Origin of the sequence: Nostoc sp. NMS7 (assembly GCF_017115085.1) — a bacterium.
In the GTDB taxonomy this organism is placed as follows: domain Bacteria; phylum Cyanobacteriota; class Cyanobacteriia; order Cyanobacteriales; family Nostocaceae; genus Nostoc.
The window spans coordinates 51,456-70,365 of record NZ_JABXKJ010000242.1; the positions used below are offsets into that span (position 1 = coordinate 51,456).

The 18,910-nt window shown below is 42.1% G+C and carries 18 protein-coding genes, 1 tRNA gene and 1 pseudogene; 14 read left to right on the forward strand and 6 right to left on the reverse strand.

Features of this window, described 5'->3' with window-relative positions; translation table 11 throughout:
- Window positions 1-10: 10 nt before the first annotated feature.
- Window positions 11-1,531 carry a site-2 protease family protein gene (locus HWQ38_RS32635; RefSeq protein ID WP_292802172.1) on the forward strand — a complete coding sequence of 507 codons (1,521 nt, stop codon included), beginning with the start codon at window positions 11-13 and terminating at the stop codon, window positions 1,529-1,531.
- A gap of 386 nt (window positions 1,532-1,917) precedes the next feature.
- On the opposite strand, the gene HWQ38_RS32640 is transcribed toward HWQ38_RS32635, so the two are convergent.
- From HWQ38_RS32640 to HWQ38_RS32650, 3 genes are all read right to left on the reverse strand, one after another.
- Complete coding sequence (locus tag HWQ38_RS32640) at window positions 1,918-2,484, reverse strand: phycobiliprotein lyase (protein WP_292802106.1); 567 nt, start codon at window positions 2,482-2,484, stop codon at window positions 1,918-1,920.
- A 75-nt stretch (window positions 2,485-2,559) separates the two neighbouring features.
- On the reverse strand, window positions 2,560-3,240 hold the full coding sequence (locus HWQ38_RS32645) for a HEAT repeat domain-containing protein (RefSeq protein WP_292802108.1): 681 nt from the start codon (window positions 3,238-3,240) through the stop codon (window positions 2,560-2,562).
- Window positions 3,241-3,513: 273 nt separating this feature from the next.
- On the reverse strand, window positions 3,514-3,705 hold the full coding sequence (locus HWQ38_RS32650) for a hypothetical protein (RefSeq protein WP_292802110.1): 192 nt from the start codon (window positions 3,703-3,705) through the stop codon (window positions 3,514-3,516).
- Window positions 3,706-3,775: 70 nt separating this feature from the next.
- Between HWQ38_RS32650 and HWQ38_RS32655 the strand changes: the two genes are divergently transcribed.
- Entirely contained in the window at window positions 3,776-4,144 is a 369-nt protein-coding gene (locus HWQ38_RS32655) for a hypothetical protein (protein WP_366933366.1), read from the forward strand.
- A gap of 318 nt (window positions 4,145-4,462) precedes the next feature.
- Here HWQ38_RS32655 and HWQ38_RS32660 read toward each other — a convergent pair.
- A tRNA-Ser gene (locus HWQ38_RS32660) sits at window positions 4,463-4,547 on the reverse strand.
- Window positions 4,548-4,653: 106 nt separating this feature from the next.
- Between HWQ38_RS32660 and HWQ38_RS32665 the strand changes: the two genes are divergently transcribed.
- Both HWQ38_RS32665 and HWQ38_RS32670 read left to right on the forward strand, forming a co-directional pair.
- Window positions 4,654-5,022: a 2Fe-2S iron-sulfur cluster-binding protein gene (locus HWQ38_RS32665; RefSeq protein ID WP_292802112.1), complete on the forward strand. Its 369-nt coding sequence runs from the start codon at window positions 4,654-4,656 to the stop codon at window positions 5,020-5,022.
- Window positions 5,012-5,593, forward strand: coding sequence for a thermonuclease family protein (locus tag HWQ38_RS32670; RefSeq protein ID WP_292802114.1), 582 nt, complete (start codon window positions 5,012-5,014; stop codon window positions 5,591-5,593). The genes HWQ38_RS32665 and HWQ38_RS32670 overlap by 11 nt, the downstream gene beginning before the upstream one ends.
- Here HWQ38_RS32670 and HWQ38_RS32675 read toward each other — a convergent pair.
- Window positions 5,559-5,756, reverse strand: a complete 198-nt coding sequence (locus HWQ38_RS32675) for a hypothetical protein (protein WP_292802116.1) — start codon at window positions 5,754-5,756, stop codon at window positions 5,559-5,561. The two genes, HWQ38_RS32670 and HWQ38_RS32675, sit on opposite strands and share 35 nt — an antisense overlap.
- Between HWQ38_RS32675 and HWQ38_RS32680 the strand changes: the two genes are divergently transcribed.
- The 6 genes from HWQ38_RS32680 (at window position 5,750) to HWQ38_RS32705 (ending at window position 11,372) form a co-directional block, all read left to right on the forward strand.
- Window positions 5,750-6,562 carry an inositol monophosphatase family protein gene (locus HWQ38_RS32680; protein ID WP_292802118.1) on the forward strand — a complete coding sequence of 271 codons (813 nt, stop codon included), beginning with the start codon at window positions 5,750-5,752 and terminating at the stop codon, window positions 6,560-6,562. The genes HWQ38_RS32675 and HWQ38_RS32680 overlap by 7 nt on opposite strands.
- Window positions 6,563-6,780: 218 nt before the next feature.
- A complete protein-coding gene (locus HWQ38_RS32685) occupies window positions 6,781-7,725 on the forward strand; it encodes a J domain-containing protein (protein ID WP_292802120.1) in 945 nt (314 codons plus the stop codon).
- Window positions 7,725-8,936 (forward strand): ATP phosphoribosyltransferase regulatory subunit, encoded by a 1,212-nt coding sequence (locus HWQ38_RS32690; protein WP_292802122.1) that lies wholly within the window; start codon window positions 7,725-7,727, stop codon window positions 8,934-8,936. The genes HWQ38_RS32685 and HWQ38_RS32690 overlap by 1 nt, the downstream gene beginning before the upstream one ends.
- Before the next feature lie 196 nt (window positions 8,937-9,132).
- Entirely contained in the window at window positions 9,133-9,357 is a 225-nt protein-coding gene (locus tag HWQ38_RS32695; protein ID WP_292802124.1) for a ferredoxin family protein, read from the forward strand.
- 84 nt (window positions 9,358-9,441) lie between these two features.
- Window positions 9,442-10,170, forward strand: a complete 729-nt coding sequence (locus HWQ38_RS32700; protein WP_292802126.1) for an ABC transporter ATP-binding protein — start codon at window positions 9,442-9,444, stop codon at window positions 10,168-10,170.
- Window positions 10,171-10,913: 743 nt separating this feature from the next.
- A complete protein-coding gene (locus tag HWQ38_RS32705; RefSeq protein WP_292802128.1) occupies window positions 10,914-11,372 on the forward strand; it encodes a hypothetical protein in 459 nt (152 codons plus the stop codon).
- A 392-nt stretch (window positions 11,373-11,764) separates the two neighbouring features.
- On the opposite strand, the gene HWQ38_RS32710 is transcribed toward HWQ38_RS32705, so the two are convergent.
- Entirely contained in the window at window positions 11,765-13,108 is a 1,344-nt protein-coding gene (locus HWQ38_RS32710) for a hypothetical protein (RefSeq protein ID WP_292802130.1), read from the reverse strand.
- Between the two features lie 334 nt (window positions 13,109-13,442).
- Between HWQ38_RS32710 and HWQ38_RS32715 the strand changes: the two genes are divergently transcribed.
- The 4 genes and pseudogenes from HWQ38_RS32715 (at window position 13,443) to HWQ38_RS32730 (ending at window position 18,742) form a co-directional block, all read left to right on the forward strand.
- Window positions 13,443-14,165 (forward strand): carbonic anhydrase, encoded by a 723-nt coding sequence (locus HWQ38_RS32715; protein ID WP_292802132.1) that lies wholly within the window; start codon window positions 13,443-13,445, stop codon window positions 14,163-14,165.
- A 1,042-nt stretch (window positions 14,166-15,207) separates the two neighbouring features.
- Window positions 15,208-16,716, forward strand: a complete 1,509-nt coding sequence (locus HWQ38_RS32720) for a UbiD family decarboxylase (RefSeq protein ID WP_292802134.1) — start codon at window positions 15,208-15,210, stop codon at window positions 16,714-16,716.
- A 131-nt stretch (window positions 16,717-16,847) separates the two neighbouring features.
- A pseudogene (locus tag HWQ38_RS32725) lies at window positions 16,848-17,388 on the forward strand (DUF4058 family protein).
- A gap of 85 nt (window positions 17,389-17,473) precedes the next feature.
- Window positions 17,474-18,742 (forward strand): tetratricopeptide repeat protein, encoded by a 1,269-nt coding sequence (locus HWQ38_RS32730; RefSeq protein ID WP_292802136.1) that lies wholly within the window; start codon window positions 17,474-17,476, stop codon window positions 18,740-18,742.
- Window positions 18,743-18,910: the final 168 nt, after the last annotated feature.

Consider the following 18,910-nt stretch of genomic DNA (forward strand, 5'->3'; position numbering starts at 1 on the left):
TGAAGATAATATGGAATTTTGGTTTTTGTTTATCCTCCTACTGGGGCTAGCTACTTATCTAATGGTGCAGCATAGCGTCGCTCAAATCACCCGGACACCAGTATGGTTGTTATGGCTGGTTTTAATGACACCAGCATTTTTGTTGAGTGGATGGACGCTGATGTACGGGGCCAAACAAGCTCCGCCACCAGCGCTGATTATTTCGTCGTTATTTGTCTCCACAGTGTTGTACTGGACGTTGTTTCAATGGGGGCGTCAAGCGCCAAGAGATACACAGACCGAAGCCCCAGCCCAAGCCTCTGAATCACAGCCGACTATCGAGCCTCCCGCAGAACCAATAGTGCGTCCCATCGAGCTAACGGAAGAAACTCAACTGCGAAATTGTTTTCCTTGGTCTGTATACTACGTTCAAAATATTGAATATCGACCACAAGCTGTAATTTGCCGTGGTCAGTTGCGAACTAAAGCCAGCAATGCCTACCAGCAGATTAAGACTAATATTGAAGCACAATTTGGCGATCGCTTCGTGCTGATCTTTCAAGAAGGTCTAAATGACAAACCTTTCTTTGTGCTGGTTCCCAACACTCAAGCTGCTAAAGAGAGAAATACACCACAACGCGACCAAGAACGGTTAACTCGACCAGGATTAGCGCTTCTGCTACTAGTAGCTACTTTGGTAACTACTACCTTAGTGGGAGTGGAAAATGCTGGTGTTTCTCTTGGGCCTATCTGGAAATTTGGCTCTTTGTTCAACCTTCTATCTAACCCAGATGTCCTATTCAAAGGATTGCCCTATGCTTTAGGACTAATGACTATTTTGGGTATTCATGAACTTGGGCATTATTTGACAGCTAAATTTTACAATATTCGCTCGACATTGCCTTACTTTATTCCCGTGCCTTTCTTCTTGGGAACTTTTGGGGCATTTATTCAGATGCGTAGTCCGATTCCCAACCGCAAAGCTTTATTTGATATTAGTATCGCTGGGCCACTTGCAGGTTTTGTTGTTACCTTGCCATTACTAATATGGGGCTTGGCTCATTCTGACGTGGTTTCCCTGAATGAAAAAACCCGAGTTTTGAATCTTGATGCCCTAAATCCCAAGTATTCAATTTTATTGGCGCTACTCTCGAAGTTAGCTTTGGGAAGTCAGTTAACAGCAAAATCAGCCCTTGACCTGCATCCAGTTGCGGTAGCTGGTTTTCTGGGACTAGTTGTCACCGCCTTAAATTTAATGCCTGTGGGACAACTAGATGGAGGTCACATTGTCCATGCCATGTTTGGACAACGAGCTGCGCTCGTAATTGGTCAAATTGCTCGCGTGTTGTTGCTATTACTGTCTTTAGTTCGGGAAGAATTTTTGGTGTGGGCGATTATCTTATTATTTATGCCGTTGGTTGATGAGCCAGCGCTAAATGATGTGACTGAATTGGATAATGGACGTGACATTTGGGGATTACTAGCGATCGCTTTACTGATTATAATTGTTCTACCATTACCGCAGGCGATCGCTAACTTTTTGCAAATTTAAAAACTATCAACGCCAGAGAGAGATATATAGGAATCATATTTGATTTCTGAAAAAATATCGGTAGTCTTGTAGTGAACCCTCTTGCCTAAAATGTTGCAAAAAAATTGTCGGTTGGGGAGCCACTGCGTTGCGCGGGTTAAGAGCGTTGTAGCGAGTGGCGTTGGAGGCTTTGCGTAACCCAACATCCTGATATATGTTGAGTTACGCTCCGCTCCACCCAACCTACGTCTACGTCTAATGCACTTTTTTCCCACTATGAAATTAACTATTGGTTGGGATTTTTTATAGTAGATTATAAACAGTATTCAACAATAGCCTGATTTTAGTTTATAAAAAATATTAAACTTAATTCCCCCTAGAAACAGGGGGAATATGTTGTATTACAACTAACTAGATACTGAATTAGCCGCCTCGGAAGGCTTCGCGGCTGGTGGAAAACCACCCATGCGAATCTCAGAAGTAAAAGAAGCGATACTAAATCCACCAAAACTCTTGAGGACATTTGCCCGCATTCGCAAATTAGGGCTAGCAAACCACAGGCGCTCTTCAGAACTCATGGTTTCATCCTCTGTAGTTAGAATCAAAGCACCATCACTATCAATTTTATAGCGTCCGGCAACTGGAGTTTTATCAGCATCAACTATTTCTCGCAGTAACTTACCTTGCGCCGGATTATCTGCATCAGGTACCGAAACTAACAAAGTAGAACCACTGTGTTTTGCTTGATCCTTTTCCATTGTGCCGTTCCAGGTAATTTTGGCAGCACAAGAGGCGGAACTAAGATTAATTTTGTACTGTTGACACAGTTTGCTCACTTCTGGATCATCTACTGCCAGCGTCTCAATGATGATATCTGACTTGCTACTTTCAGATTGGTTAAAAGCCAAATGTTGACTAGTACGATGAGAAAACCATTTACCAGCACTTAACTCAAAAAACTCTTCAATATTCATGAATGAAATTACCCTGCATCAAAATGCTAAAATTCCCACTTAATTATGATTAAAACCTAGCAGGAAACTTTAATATTAAGCTTGATTGCCTATTTCCTCAAGCTTCTTCAGTCCAATCCTGGCTGCCTCAGCAACGTTGAAATGATTGTCTTTTTCCAAATATTTCAAAGCTGAGACACTCTTAGGAGTAGGAAGATTTCCCAAGGCTTCAGCCAAACGCTGCCTGACTAACCAATCATCTGATTGAGCGAAGCGCAGGATCTGATCGACAGATTCAATGTCTTGAATTTCTCCCAGCGCAGAGATTGCAGCTTGTTGCAATACTACTTCTTTGCTATCCAATGCCTGAAGAAGAATTTGACGCGCACGTGGATCTTTAATGTTACCTAGAGAAACGGCTGCACTAAAGCGTACTAGCCAATCAGTATCTTCATAAAACGCCCGTGAAAGCACTTCAAAGGCTCTAGCATCACCCAAATATCCTAATGCACCGGCGGCATCAGCACGTATACCATAATCTGGGTCATTTACGAGAATTCTTACCAAAATTGCATAACATTCTGGCGTCGGCTTGATTCCCAGAGCAAATATTGCCATCGATCGCAGTTGCAAAGATTCGTCGTCTAAGACCTTTTTAATCAAAGGGACTGCATCCTCAGCAGCAACATGACGCAGATTCGCCAATGCTACCATGCGATCGCGTAAATTCGGACTTTCTAACTGAGTAGAAATTTCTTGTAAGCTTAGAGTTGCCATTTATTTTAAAGGGTTTTCTTTACTTATCTTAATTTACCCGATCCGTTCATCAGGCTGTCGCCATAGTGAAGTAGGAGTTTGGCGACTTGACAAAATGCCTCAATTATGAGTAATAAATAAACAAATGTTACTTTCCGTTAGATTGTGTATTGAATTTAGCAGTCAGATTTAACACTTAGTAATCTCAGTATAGCCCTACTTAATTATCTGTGAACAACGAGATCCCCGACTTCGTAAAAGTTGTCGAGGATCTATGGCTTTTATGAATAGATATTAGTCTTTGTTGTTGTCCTTATCTAATGCTTCTTGAATAGCACGACGGCAAAATTCTGGAGGATCTTCTTTAGACTTTACCTCCTCCTTCATCTTTTCAGTAGCCCGAAAACTAATAGTAGTCGATAGCGGCTCTTCTCTTTCTGTGGTGAAATTTTTTAAATTCTCTGGATTACCTTTGGGATTGGGCATTGTTGAGAAATGTAAATAACGCTTGAACTGCGTGCAAACGAGCGAATAAATTTTTAAATCGGTGGTGTTCGTGTCTGACAAACTGGTTCACCACCGATACCACTTTTACAAATGGGTAACTCTATTTTATGTTCACAAGGTCAGAACTCGAAATCAAAACTACGCCCAGTTGAGAGATTTGTGTAGGCGTTACGGACTAAAGCCCACTGGGAACGGGGGATACAAGACTAGTTGGATTGTTACCTTGATGGCATTCCCACAGATAGCACTCGCTCAATTAAGGCAAGGAAGAGGATTGAAGTCACCAGGTTTTAGCGTTATTCAATTCCTCGAAGGAGTGGTAGATGAGATGAATTCTCCCACTGATGAGCAAGCAGCCCTAATTAAGCTAACAATGGAGCGCAAAGTGATGAGCTATCCGATCAAGAGAACCTACTGAACTTGCACAAGGCTAAGATGCACCTTGAGATGGCTATCGGACTGTTAAATCAGTAAATCAGTTTTCGACCGCAACGCGCAAAGTCCCCGATCTCTTAAAGTTGGGGATTTTTTATGTCTACTTCTCTAGGGAGCCTATGTCAAATTTCTTAGAGTATTAGTCCAAGAACATAGCGATCTAAAATAGAGATAGGTTTACAGAGAAATAGGCTTATCTTATTGTTTGAGTGAAAATCTATAGATTCAGCCAATTCAACCAATAAGCATTCTGAATTAGACTTAAACTATACAGGGTAAAGCTTACCCTGTATACATATAACGGAGAGGGAGGGATTCGAACCCTCGTTAAGTTTCCCTAAACACACTTTCCAGGCGTGCGCCTTCAACCACTCGGCCACCTCTCCAGGTGCCACAATTTACAATAATACTATAAAATTACAGAAAATGCAAAGATAAAGAAAGATATTTTAGATTGAATTTGAAAGTCCCAATCCGAAAACGCAAATCCAGATGTCCCATACATACACAATTAGAGTTCGCGATCGCGCCACTGGCAAAACATACACCCTACAAGTGCCAGAAGACCGCTACATCCTGCACACTGCCGAAAAACAAGGGGTGGAATTGCCGTTTTCCTGCCGCAATGGGGCTTGCACCACTTGTGCTGTCAGGGTGTTGTCAGGAGAAATTTACCAACCAGAGGCGATCGGATTATCGCCAAATTTACGTCGGCAAGGTTATGCCTTATTGTGTGTGAGTTATCCCCGTTCTGACTTGGAGGTGGAGACACAAGACGAAGATGAAGTCTACGAACTCCAGTTTGGACGCTATTTTGCTAGGGGAAGAGTTAAAGCGGGTTTACCCTTAGATGAGGAATAAACAATTCCAAATCACTAAAGTTCTCATGCCTGTGCGTCTTGGTAACTGGGTGCGAAAAATAGCCATTTTGGTTTGCTTATTGCTCTTGGTGAGTTGCCAAGGTAAAAACCAGCTGCCAAACAATCAGGCCCAGGTAAAAGTGGCACGGGTAGTTAGTGGGCAAAGTTTGGAAGTGTTAGGCATGGCTGAACAACCAAATTTGATTTCCCAAGTGCGGTTAGTTGGTATTGATGCACCAGATTTGCGACAGCGCCCTTGGGGGGAACAAGCAAAAGAACAGTTAGAGGATCTAATTGGTGGTGCAGAACAATCGGTAACGCTGGAGTTTGATTTAGAAGCAAAAGACAAAATCGGGCGAACTCTAGCTTATGTGTGGAAAAATAAGGTGTTGTTGAATGAAGAATTGGTGAAACAAGGGAATGCAATGTTTGTGGGGCGATCGCCTAACCACAAATATGATCAGCGTTTAGAACGTGCCCAACAATGGGCTAGACTCATGGGGCAAGGAATCTGGAACCCAGAAAAACCCATGCGCCTCACTCCCGCCGAGTTTCGCCGCCAAAATCTTTGAGGAGTGGGGAGATGGGGGAGATGGGGGAAATAATCAATGCCCAATGACTAATGACTAATACTTCTCTACGAGAGGCTGCACTTCGGCAAGGCTCAGTGACCACGCCAACGGCTTCTCTACGAGACGCTGTTCGCGTTCGCTCAGTACAAGTGACTAATGACAAATCTACAAATTTTTCTAGATATTGCTACGGAAGCGGCCTTAGCTGCTGGTGCCATTTTGCAAGGTTACTTGGGTAAGTTAGAAGACAGAATTATTGAAAAAGGACGTCCTGGTGATTTAGTCACTGCTGCTGATAAAGCCTCAGAGGAGTTGATTTTAGAAATTTTGCGCCGCCACTTTCCTCAGCACTCTATCCTCGCTGAAGAATCAGGAAAATTAGGTAATCAAGAGAATCAATACCTTTGGGCAATAGATCCTCTAGATGGCACAACCAATTACGCTCATCAATACCCATTTTTTGCAGTTTCCATCGGGCTGTTGATTAATGGCGTTCCGCAAGTTGGTGTAATTTATGACCCTTTTCACAATGAACTATTTCGTGCTGCTGCTGGCTTGGGAGCAACCCGCAACCGTCATCCCATCAAGGTTTCGCTAACATCTGAACTGAGTAAGAGCCTACTAGTGACAGGATTTGCCTACGATCGCCGCGAAACCTCTGATAACAACTACGCAGAATTTAGTCACCTCACTCATCTTACCCAAGGAGTCAGACGTAGTGGTTCCGCATCGCTAGATTTAGCCTATGTTGCCTGTGGACGTGTCGATGGTTACTGGGAACGTGGGCTTTCTCCTTGGGATATTGCCGCCGGAATAATTTTGTTACAAGAAGCCGGGGGCAAAGTCACCGCCTATGATGGTACTCCCGTCAAAATTGAGTCAGGTAGAATTCTCGCCACAAATGGTTATATTCACGACTCGCTCAGTAGCGAACTTTTACAAGTTCCGCCACTGTCAGCTTGGGTGTGAGGGGAGTGGGGATGAGGGAGATGAGGGGGATGAGGGGGATGAGGGAGATGAGGGAGATGAGGGAGACAAGGGAGACAAGGGGATGAAGAAACAAAGTGTTTTCCCAATGCCCAATGACAAATGCCCAATGACAAATGACAATTTGCTACTGACGAATCACTGATAAACCGAAGTAAACTAGAAAGAATCTAACTGCTCGTTTGGTGCAAGAGCTCTATATGTCTTTCAAAATAGATCGTGGATTATTTAAATATGATTTCATAGATTATCACGCAATATTGTGCGTTCGAGTTGATGCGGATGTCAAAGAGATTCGCAAACGCTATCTCCAAATCGCCCGCCGTCTGCACCCGGACAGTAGTTTTACTGAAAGTGCTGCTCAAAAACAGCTAGGGAATGAGTTATTATCAAAGCTGGTTAACCCTGCTTACGAAAAACTTACTGGCGATCGCACTCACGCGGAATATATTGTAATTTTGTCGCAAATTGGCAAGCGCTTGGCACAAGAGTCTACTTCGGTAACTCTAAACACTGACTTGGCTAGACAGTTAGCTCAGACACCTAATGTCGATCATTTCTATAAAAGTGCGATCGCTAAACTAGCCCAAACCCAATATGATTCTTTAGAGCAAGCACTACAAGTCATTGCCCAAGTTAGTGAGTTGAATTTAGTGTATCTAATGCGGAGTGCGGGCAAATCATCCGCAGCGTCGCCGCCACCTGCTCAACCCAAAGTCCAATCAGGTACGCCTCAGCCAAATACACTACCAGAGCCAGCGCCACCAAAAGAAGACTCGATTGTAGAACAGTATGTTCGTCGCGCTCAAACTTTGATTGACAAAAACCAATTTCCCCAAGCCAAAGTAGAGTTGCAAGATGCCCTAAAGCTAGAACCTAAAAATAGTCGCTGCCATAGCTTAATTGCAATGGTGTATTTGAAGCAAAATCAGCTAAAAATGGCAAAAATCCACTTTGACAACGCTCTAAAATTAGACCCCAATGACGTCACAGCGTTGCAATGGAAACCTAAATTAGATAAAGCTCTAGGACAACAACCTAGTGATCATAAGGTGACTTCATCCCCCAATAATAAAGATAAGCAACCAGATAAATCTGGTAGTGGTGGTTTGTTCGGTGGTTTGTTTGGTGGGAAGAAAAAATAATGGTGTATCAACCAGCATCGGGAGCCAGGGATTTATTGCCCTTGGATGTGGAGAAAAAACGCTGGATTGAAGAGCGGTTACAGCAGGTGTTTCACCGTTGGGGATATCACCGGATTATCACCTCGACTTTAGAACGCATGGATACTCTGATGGCAGGGGAGGCAATCCAGCGTCAGATGGTGATTCAATTACAAAATGGCGAAGATGATGAATTAGGCCTACGTCCAGAATTAACAGCATCCATTGCTCGTACTGTTGTGACTCGGATGGCAGGTGTAACTTATCCGCAACGATTGTACTACAATGCCAATGTGTTTCGCCGCACTTGGGAAAGCAGGCATAATCGCCAGCAAGAGTTTTATCAAGCTGGGGTGGAGTTGTTAGGCGCTGGGGGATTGCTGGCGAATGCGGAAGTACTGCTGTTAGTTGCAGATTGTTTGGCAGCACTGGGTTTACGGGAATGGCATTTAATTTTAGGTGAGGCGGGAATTACCCGATCGCTGCTGAGTGCCTTTCCAGCTAATTTACAGAATAAAGTTCGCAGTGCGATCGCTCATCTCGACCGCATTACTATAGATACTTTACCTCTAAGTGAGAAACTACGCGATCGGGCCCGAATCATGATGGATTTGCGTGGCTCTAGTGCAGACGTGTTACAAAAAGTTAGTAATTTGGATCTAGATGAAGAACAGCGACAGGCAATAAATAACCTCAAATGCCTAGTAAAATTACTTAAATCAGAGAAAAAATTTCCGTTAATCCTTGATCTCAGCCTGATTCAGACCATAGATTACTACACTGGTATCGTCTTTGAAGTTGTCAACAATACCGAATCCCAAACCAGAGTTTTAGGGCGGGGTGGTCGCTATGACCAGCTTTTGGGGCTATATCATCCCCAAGGAGAAAACATACCCGGAATTGGTTTTGGACTAAATATCGAAGATTTATACCAAGTTTTGTTGTCTACTCAGCAATTACCACAAGTAACCCCAGCTAGTAACTGGTTGGTAGCACCAGAGACGCCGAATGCTGACGCCTTTGCCTTTGCCTACGCCCAAAAACTCAGAGATTCCACTGATCTGGTGCGGGTAGAAATTGATTTGGGGGGAAGGGATGCAGACGCTATTCGCCAATATGCACGCGATCGCAGCATAGTCCAAATTGCTTGGATCAAAGCTGATGGTTCACCAACCATTGAATCATTGCGTTAGTGGGCATGGGGCATGGGGCATGGGAAAGAGACAAGGGAGAAACTTGTTCAATAATTCCCCCTTGTCCCCCTTGTCTCCCTTGTCCCCCCTTCTTCCCCACTCCCTACTCCCATTCGGCTATAGCTCACGGCAAGCCTACTCCCTACTCCCCTGCTAGGCTAGAAATAGCCGATACAGAAAAGAGGGAATCGAGAATATGCCGCACACAATTGTTACAGAAGTCTGTGAAGGTGTCGCTGACTGCGTAGGTGCTTGTCCAGTAGCTTGCATTCATGAAGGGCCAAGCAAAAATGCCAAAGGAACCGATTGGTATTGGATTGACTTTGCTACCTGCATAGACTGTGGGATATGTCTCCAAGTTTGCCCTGTAGAAGGGGCGATTCTTCCAGAAGAACGACCGGAGTTGCAAAAAACTCCGTAATAGTCCATAGTCAACAGTCAATAGTCAATACTTATGTTTGACTTGACTGTTGACAAATGACAAATGACAAATGACAAGTGACCAATGACAAATGACTATTTACTAGATGTTCAAAATGTCCACGCTGGATACATCAAAGATGTAGATATCCTGCAAGGTGTGAATTTTCGGATTGCACCAAGGGAATTGGTAACAGTGATTGGCCCCAATGGTGCGGGTAAATCTACTTTGGCAAAAGCAATTTTTGGGCTTTTGATCCCCCACACAGGTACAATTACTTTCAAAGGTGAAAATATTGTGGGGCTAAAGTCCAATCAAATCGTCCAACGAGGAATGTGCTACGTACCGCAAATCGCCAATGTCTTCCCTTCTCTGAGTGTTGAAGAGAACTTGGAGATGGGTGCTTTTGTGCTAAACGTTCCCCTGAAACCAATTAAAGATAAAATATTTACTATGTTCCCCAGACTAAGCGATCGCCGTCGTCAACGCGCTGGTACTCTCTCTGGAGGAGAACGCCAGATGCTAGCGATGGGCAAAGCTTTGATGTTGGAACCTAGTTTGCTGATTTTAGATGAACCATCTGCTGCTTTATCTCCCATCTTGGTGACACAAGTGTTTGAGCAGATTAAACAAATTAATCAGGCGGGTACTGCGATCGTATTAGTAGAACAAAATGCCCGTAAGGCTTTAGAGATGGCTAATCGCGGATATGTACTGGAGTCGGGACGCGATGCGATCTCTGGCCTTGGTGAAGAATTGTTGAATGATCCGAAAGTGGGTGAGCTATATTTGGGAGCAGGTAAGAGACATTAACCCTTTTTAATCGCTCTTGCCCCATTCAACATAACACCAGTTTAATATGGGAGCTTCACCAGGCGATAGCGATCGCTAGGTTCGGCTGCGCCGACGCTATCTATAACTAATACAAAAGCCATTATACTTCCTGCCACTGCCGCGACCGTCGTTTTCGATGCTCAAAGAATTCTCCCCAATAATCCTTGCGTTTCTTAATCACATCTACAGCGACTAGAAAGGTAAAACAGGACATTCATTCCGGAAAAAATGACCAAAACATAAATTATTCGGATCTGCCAAAACCCCCCATAAACAATTCTTAATTCTTAATTACGAACAGGTTAAAGTCCCTAGTGATTAGCTTAGGCATCGCCTGTCTTTCTCTTGCACCCTTACTGCATTCTTGGTCTACTTTGTCAATGGGTAAGTTTTGCCACTAACTTTTCCTCTCTAGGAGAGCTGAAGGCGATCGCTTGAATTCAAGTTCAACATTACTTAAAAAATTCCTTTAATTAAAGCAAAAAAGATTTACTATAAAAACACATTTTCAGGGTATTCACTGATGTATTCCGCGATTTTGCCTAGTTAATATGTACCAAATAATATAGGATTCAGTTACCTAAGCTAGAAGGTAAAGTTTCTTTCGTTAAATGACTATCAAAAAATCCTTGGCTATCAACCAGCCAGAGGTGGGGCAGATTATTCCTAATCTGTAGCTTTTGGCTGGGCTGACGCAAGAACAGTTTGCAGCAACTCTCGGTGTGACATATACAACAATTAATCTATCAAAAAGTATTATGAAAGTGCTTTTACCAGAGGGAGTTGAACTTCAAGGTTTTGAGAAAGAGCCAGACTATAAAGAATTTAGAACGATTGCATTAAGAGTAGATCAAGTTTTGTCATGCGCTAATTTTAGTAGAAATCCCGTACAATTTTTTTGTAACGCAACATCTCAAGGGATTCTAGGACGGGTGGCTGGTTTCACCAACCAGGGCAATGCAATAATTCGATTACGATTGGAACGAGAAAATCATAAAACCTGCCAAGTCTTTGTTTCTTTACAAACACTGAACAAAATTACGGATGGTAGCTCACCAGAAATTATTAACAGAAAACAAGTCAATATTATTGGAGTCAAGCCAATAGAACTAGAAGACGGCACTTGTCAACTAACAATTGAAAACCCTACTCAGTTCGTAGTGTTACAACCTAGAGTTTAGTCTTTTAAAGTCCCTAGTGATTAGCTCCGGCGTAGCCTGTTTTTCTCTTGCCCCCCTTAGTGCATTTTTGGTCTACTTTGTCAAGGCGTAAGTTCTGACGAATTACGAATTAGTAATGATGTTGAGTGGTTTTGGCAATTTGGCATCCAAAATTTTTCTCTTGCAGTTTTAATTGAGATATCAGCAGGGTTACAGGGACATTGAGAAAATTCTACAGGGATGGATTCCCGTCTCAAAAATCCCACCCAACGGCCAGTTGTTGACGCCCACGCTCTCCGAACCACCTTAACGTGGATGCAGCGCAAGCGTCACCGCTTCACCACAACTGGCTAGAAATCAAACAGAAAACACATAGTTAGCCAAGGAGATCATACCAAAGCGATCGCCACCATTTATTTAACCTGTAGCTGCTTTAGTTTATTATTTGCCGATAGTAGTAACTCTTGAGCTTTCAGATAGGCTGTTGTGCCATTTTGCACCTTTTCTAATTGATTAATAATACTCTGCAATTGGCTCAACATCCGATTGCGCTCGACATTATAAGCATTCGCAGGAATTGAAGCCAGCAAGCTTTTTATTTCTCCTTGCGCCGACTCCAAAGCCTCCCCAGCATCTGCCTCAGCTTGCCGCCTAACCTTAACTTGACCTAAATTAGCCTCATAAATTGCTAATAACTTCTGTGCTTCGGTATAACCGGCTACGTCTTTTGAAGGAATCTCTTTGAGCCGCTCAATTGCCTCTATCCACAAATTTTCTATCTGTTGCCATTGGGTTACGGCGTGTGGCGGATTTTGACCAGCTTTGGCGGCTTGCCAGGAAAATTGCCGTGCTGCGGTGATTAAGGCACTGATGCGATCGTTTTCAGCACCGATGCGATCGTTCTCAGCTGCCAATCCCACAACTTCCTGAAACTCACGCTTATAATTATCTAGTTGACTTTGTACAGTTTTTCCTGCCAGAGTTTGACCAGGAATCTGCTCGAATTGATTCAGCGCCGTTTGCCAAGCAGCTGTTGCAGTCTGTTTATCAGTTACAGTTGCAGCCCGTTCATATTGCTGTTTTGCATTTAAGAAGCTCTGCATATTATCGGTAAGCAAAGACTGAGCATTCTTTTCCTGAAAAACCTGAGCTTCTAGCTGCCCAACTTTACTCCGAAATGCATTAAAACCATAGATGCTAAAACGCGAGTCATACCACCAATACCTGTATTCTGACCAATCGTTGACAAAGGAAGTTGGTAACTTATCTAGATGTTTTTGTGTTTCTTGTAGCTTCTGTTCTCCCAAAGCCAAATCAGCCGGACTAGTAGCTTTTTCAATCAATTGTTCAGCTTGCTCGACTGATACCAACGCCAGGCGATAATGATTATCCATGCTGATGTAGCTGGGTAGCAACAAAAAAGGCGCATGGAGCATCATTGGACGGCGAATCACCGGATAAGGCTGGTTCGCCACCCAAATTACACCACCGGGAATGCCTATAAGTATTGCTATCCAAATAAGTCTACTACCTATACCCCGCTTGGCTTTGCTATGCAATTGCTGAGGGGATGTTTTGAGAACCCGCCCCTTTAACTCCATTTCATGCTCTAATTCAGCCAGGTTTTTGGGTGTTGATGGTGTTGTAGGTTGCTTCAGCACTACAGGTTGAAGGCTGGGAGCAGACGGAGCTATCCCAGAGCTATTTGGAGCATTTTTACGTAGTAAATTCCAGTTGATTTTGCTTAAAAAAGTCATATTTATAGCCAGTACTGTGTTAAGTATTCCCAAAAAATACAGGAAATACAAACAATAGATCGTTTTGGCTTTTGACACGAATTATACTCTTTCGTAATTAGAATATTAATATTTCAGAAAAAACTCCCCTAGTTATGGCTAATCCTGGCTTTAAATTTGACAAATCATATCAAATTTCCGTGACTTATATAATAGTTAATCTGTACACTATATATTTTCTAAATTACCATGCAATATGAAGATTAAATGACTCTTAAATCGTGTAATCAGGTACTCTTGCATCTTGCTTAACTCTGATATCTTCCTGAGAGCAGCTTTGTTGTCAGGTAGATTGATGAGTCGAATTAATGGGTTTGTCGGGCGACGTGATTTCTTAAAATTCGCCAGTGTGGTAGGTATTGCGGCTACTACTTTTGGTGATAGCTTTTGGAATTCACAGCAAACTGTTGTTGCTGATATTCATCCAGTTAACCCTAATCCCATCAGTCCGAATGAAGCCGTCAGACGCTTGCTAGATGGTAATCAAAGATTTATCCATCAAAAACGCAAATATCCCGATCAATCATTAGAACATCTGCGATTAGTTGCGAAAGCTCAATATCCCTTTGCCACAATATTGGGCTGTGCAGATTCTAGAGTACCTGCGGAAATCGTCTTCGATCAAGGACTTGGAGATTTGTTTGTCGTGCGAGTTGCTGGTAATGTCGTCAGTGACACGGTTATAGGTAGTCTGGAATATTCTACAGTAGTATTGGGTTCGCAATTGATTGTGGTTTTGGGTCATAGAAGATGCGGTGCAGTAGTAGAAGCAATCAAAAACCAACCACTTCCTGGCAGAATTGGTTTGATTATTGAGGGCATTAAACCATCTCTAGAAAGGGTAAAGTTCAGAACGGGTGATAATATGGACGATGCAGTTATAGCCAACATTAAGTATCAGGCTGAAAAATTGCAGGAAAGCTCAACAATTTTGGCTAAATTGCTCCATGAAGGCAAACTAAAAATTGTTGGCGCTTGTTACGATATTGACACTGGTAAAGTCAACGTTATTACTTGAACATCTCACACCTTTTAGGCGTAGGATTCTTAGTTTAATAATGTTGCTAAAAATTATTATTTATAAAATATTTTTTATTGATAATCTTGAAAATTAATCAAATTTATGAGCAACTTAGAAAAATATTCCTTAGAGGATGTTTTAAAAGTGGTTAGTATTGCCGATCGCCTGGATTGGTCTACGCTAAGGTAAACTCACATAATTTTAGAAAAACCTCAAAGCAAAGCATAGTCAAAGTTGCAAAAAAATTGTAGGTTGGGTGGAGGCTTTGCGTAACCCAACATTCTGATAATCAGTTGGGTTGCGCTCCGCTCCACCCAACCTACGTCTAATGCACTAGCCAAGAGGGGCTACTACAAGACTACCGAGATTTTTTCAGAAATCAAATATGATTCCTATAGATACATTGCTAATAGCGTACGAGATGTATGCCCCTACAGCCGATGCATTTGTTGCAAAGATTTTTCAAAATGGTATTGCCGATCGCCTGGGTTGGTCTACGCTAAGGTAAACTCACATAATTTTAGAAAAACCTCAAAGCAAGGCATAGTCAAAGTTTGTAACAAATAAACCCAGCAGAGGCCATATAACAAAGCCGCCTGCCAGGAAGGTATAGTATATTCTGGCCATGTTTGATTAGGTTAGCGCTTATTTGTAATAAATAATTGCGTATCCCTAGATACAATAACTTTGGACTTTGCAAAACACAGTTAAGAAAAGTCACTAAATAGGTTAATTTACAATTAAATCTAATAATTTCTCAATTGGGAGACGAGGACACGGAAAAATATAGCAATTATCGGTTGAGTGAGGTATAAGAACCCCACCCCCAACCCCCTCCCCGCAAGCAAGGAGGGGGCTATGATGTAACTTATGTGATTAGGAAACGTTATATTTCCCAATGCCCAGTGCCCAATACTTCTCTACGAGACGCTGCGCGAACGACGTAGGCTCAGGGCAGGCAAAGTCAGTACAAGTGCCCCATGCCCCATAATATAAGAAAGCGCTTCACACTTCTTAAATAATCAGCTTTATTAGAACAATGGCGAGAGACTTGCGGGGATTCATTAAAATTTTAGAAGAAAAGGGACAATTACGGCGAATTTCAGCTTTAGTTGACCCAGATTTAGAAATTGCTGAGATTTCCAACCGAATGTTGCAAAAAGGTGGGCCAGGGTTGTTGTTTGAAAACGTCAAAGGCGCTTCCTTCCCGGTGGCGGTGAATTTGATGGGAACTGTGGAAAGGATTTGCTGGGCGATGAATATGCAGCATCCAGAGGAGTTGGAAACTCTGGGGAAAAAATTGAGTATGCTGCAACAGCCAAAACCGCCGAAGAAGATTTCTCAAGCGATAGATTTTGGTAAGGTACTGTTTGATGTGCTGAAAGCGAAACCAGGGTGGGACTTTTTCCCTGCTTGTCAACAAGTTGTGCTTCAAGGTGATGATTTAGATTTACATAAGTTGCCCTTGATACGTCCTTATATTGGTGATGCTGGCAAGATTATCACGCTGGGACTGGTAATTACCAAAGATTGTGAGACGGGTACTCCAAATGTAGGTGTGTATCGTTTGCAACTACAATCTCAGAAGACGATGACGGTTCACTGGTTATCGGTGCGGGGTGGGGCGAGGCATTTGCGAAAAGCAGCCGAACGTGGGAAGAAATTAGAAGTTGCGATCGCACTTGGTGTAGATCCTCTAATTATCATGGCAGCTGCCACACCCATACCTGTAGATTTATCAGAATGGCTATTTGCTGGACTTTACGGTGGTTCTGGTGTGCAGTTGGCCAAGTGTAAAACTGTAGATTTGGAAGTTCCCGCAGATTCGGAATTTGTCTTGGAAGGGACGATTACACCAGGAGAAGTTTTGCCAGATGGACCTTTTGGCGACCACATGGGTTATTACGGCGGCGTGGAAGATTCGCCATTGATCCGCTTTGAGTGTATGACGCACCGGAAAAATCCGATTTATTTAACAACATTTAGCGGTCGTCCACCTAAAGAAGAAGCGATGATGGCGATCGCGCTCAATCGCATTTATACGCCCATACTGCGGCAACAAGTATCAGAAATTGTCGATTTCTTCCTCCCAATGGAAGCTTTGAGTTACAAAGCGGCGATTATTTCCATTGATAAAGCATATCCAGGACAAGCGCGACGGGCGGCTTTAGCGTTTTGGAGTGCTTTGCCGCAATTTACATACACCAAATTTGTCATTGTTGTGGATAAAGACATAAATATTCGTGATCCGCGTCAAGTGGTATGGGCGATTAGTTCCAAAGTTGACCCAGTGCGGGATGTCTTTATTCTGCCGAATACACCTTTTGATACCTTGGATTTTGCCAGTGAAAAGATTAGCTTAGGTGGACGCATGGGAATTGATGCGACTACAAAGATTCCGCCGGAAACAGACCATGAATGGGGTTTGCCGTTGGAATCTGACCCAGATGTGGCGGCGATGGTAGAGAGACGATGGGCGGAGTATGGTTTGGCAGAGTTGCAGTTAGGAGAAGTTGACCCGAATTTATTTGGTTACGATATGAGGTAATACCATTTCACGAAATACCTGATAAAACCGCACCCCCAACCCCCTCCCCGCTCTTCGAGAGGGGGCTATGAGAATTACGAGGAGGGGGCTATGAGAATTAGGTTTAAAATTTTGGTTTTGAGATATTTGTTATGGCTTATCCATTTCCAGGAATGAACCCGTATTTAGAAGATCCTGCATTATGTCCAGGAGTACATGGGAGACTAATAGCGATCGCAGATTATCTCTCTCCTCAACTACGTCCTAAATATTTTGTCGTCATTGAAGAACGAATTTATCAAACTACTGGCGATACGAAACTCTTGGTTGGTATTCCTGATGTCAAGTCATAGTAATTTAGTTGAAATTGATTTACTGCGTAAAGGTGAACCCATGCCGATGATGGGCAATGATATTCAGAGTTACTATCGAATTTTAGTTTGTCGTGGCGATCGCCGTCCTTATGCTGACTTATATGCTTTTAATTTACCAGATATAATTCCACCCTTTCCACTGCCTTTGCGTGCTGGAGATACGGAACCAGTTATAGATTTGCAGACATTCTTAAATGAGGTATATGATATCTATGGTTATGATTTGGTAGTAGATTACAGCAAAGAGCCAGTACCAGCTTTGTGGGAAGCAGATGCAGCTTGGGCGGATGCGCTTTTGCAAAAGAAGGGGTTACGTTAATACAATTAATAAGGGTTTGATATTTATGCTGTTTAATGAGTAGTACTAATTATCTGATTTATTTAAAAATAAAATTACTATAAATATGGACTGGACAACTACACTCAAAGCGCAACAAGCTGACTTTATTCAAAGGTTAAAAGCTGGGTGTTTATTGAATTGTGAAATAGAAGGTCAGCACAGTGAATTAACTGTGATATTGGGAGAAAAGTTAAAACAGTTGCGAAAATTTTGCTGGCGGATGGCAAATAAATATAAGCAGAATGCTGATGTTGAGATTGTCTTCATCAACCACATGAAAGGAAAATTGGGTGAAGAAGTTGTTAAAGCCCGTTTAGCTAATTTAGTTACTGAAATTGACTATGAAACAAGGCTTGGTGGTGATGGAAAAGTTGATTTCTTCTTAACTTCTACTCCATCTGTTGGTATTCAAGTTAAAGCACGTCATAGCAGTATTGAAACAGTCCAATGGTCAGTTACCCAAGAAGAAGTTGAAAAAAATGCTGTTTTAATTTGTATTTTAATTCAAGAAGAGGTGAGCGAAGCACAAGCCGAATATCATCTAATCCAAGCTGGCTTTTTACCAACTGTAATGATTACAGTAAACAATGGTACAGCTTCAGTAAAGATAGATGAATTATTATACTGTGGTGGATTACAAAGTTATCTAGAAAATCTTGATTCTTTAGAATCTGAGGACTTAAGCTTCGGTAGACATAAAGAGCAAAAAGAGAGTAAACAAGATATTGAGCGTAATGAAAACGAAAACCCACTTGTCTCATTAGATGCTCAAAGCAAAGCTTTTGCCTACTTAAGTGTAGGTATTGATCGCTATGCCAAGCAGAAATATGAAAAAGCTATTGAAGATTTTGATGACGTTATTAGTCTTCATCCTAATATTCCTGAAGCGTATAATAAACGAGGTTTAGCTCATAGAAAACTCGCAGATTATCGAGGTGCTATCCAAGATTTCACACAAGCCTTTAAACTGGGTAACTTTTTAGCAGCAGGCTATATCTATAACCGTGGTTTTACTCATATTAAGATAGGAAATAAGCAAGGAGCAATTGCAGATTTTAAAGAAGCTGCTGATTTGTTTCAAAAACAAGGCAACCAAAATTTTTATAACATAGCACTAAAGAAAATTAGACAACTTCAGCAAGAAACTAAGTATCAGAATCATCAAAAGCCGAACTGGAAAGTGGGTGATTGCGTAAGTCACAAAGATTTTGGCATAGGTCAAGTAACTCATGTTTTTGGGTCAGGAGATAGATTATCTTTAGCGATCAATTTCAATGAATCGAATCAAAAAATAATTGACCCAAAATGGGTTCGATTAGTAAAGGTAGACTAAATATAGGCTGAACTCGTACAATTTGCCACTCAATATGAAGTTCTGGTATCCAGAATTTATTAAATTTAAGATTAATTACAAAATGTAACCCAATTTTTGGGAATATCACCCAGGCTGATTTAAAGCTTTACGGCGAATGGATATTTTAATAGAATAATCTCATCAAAA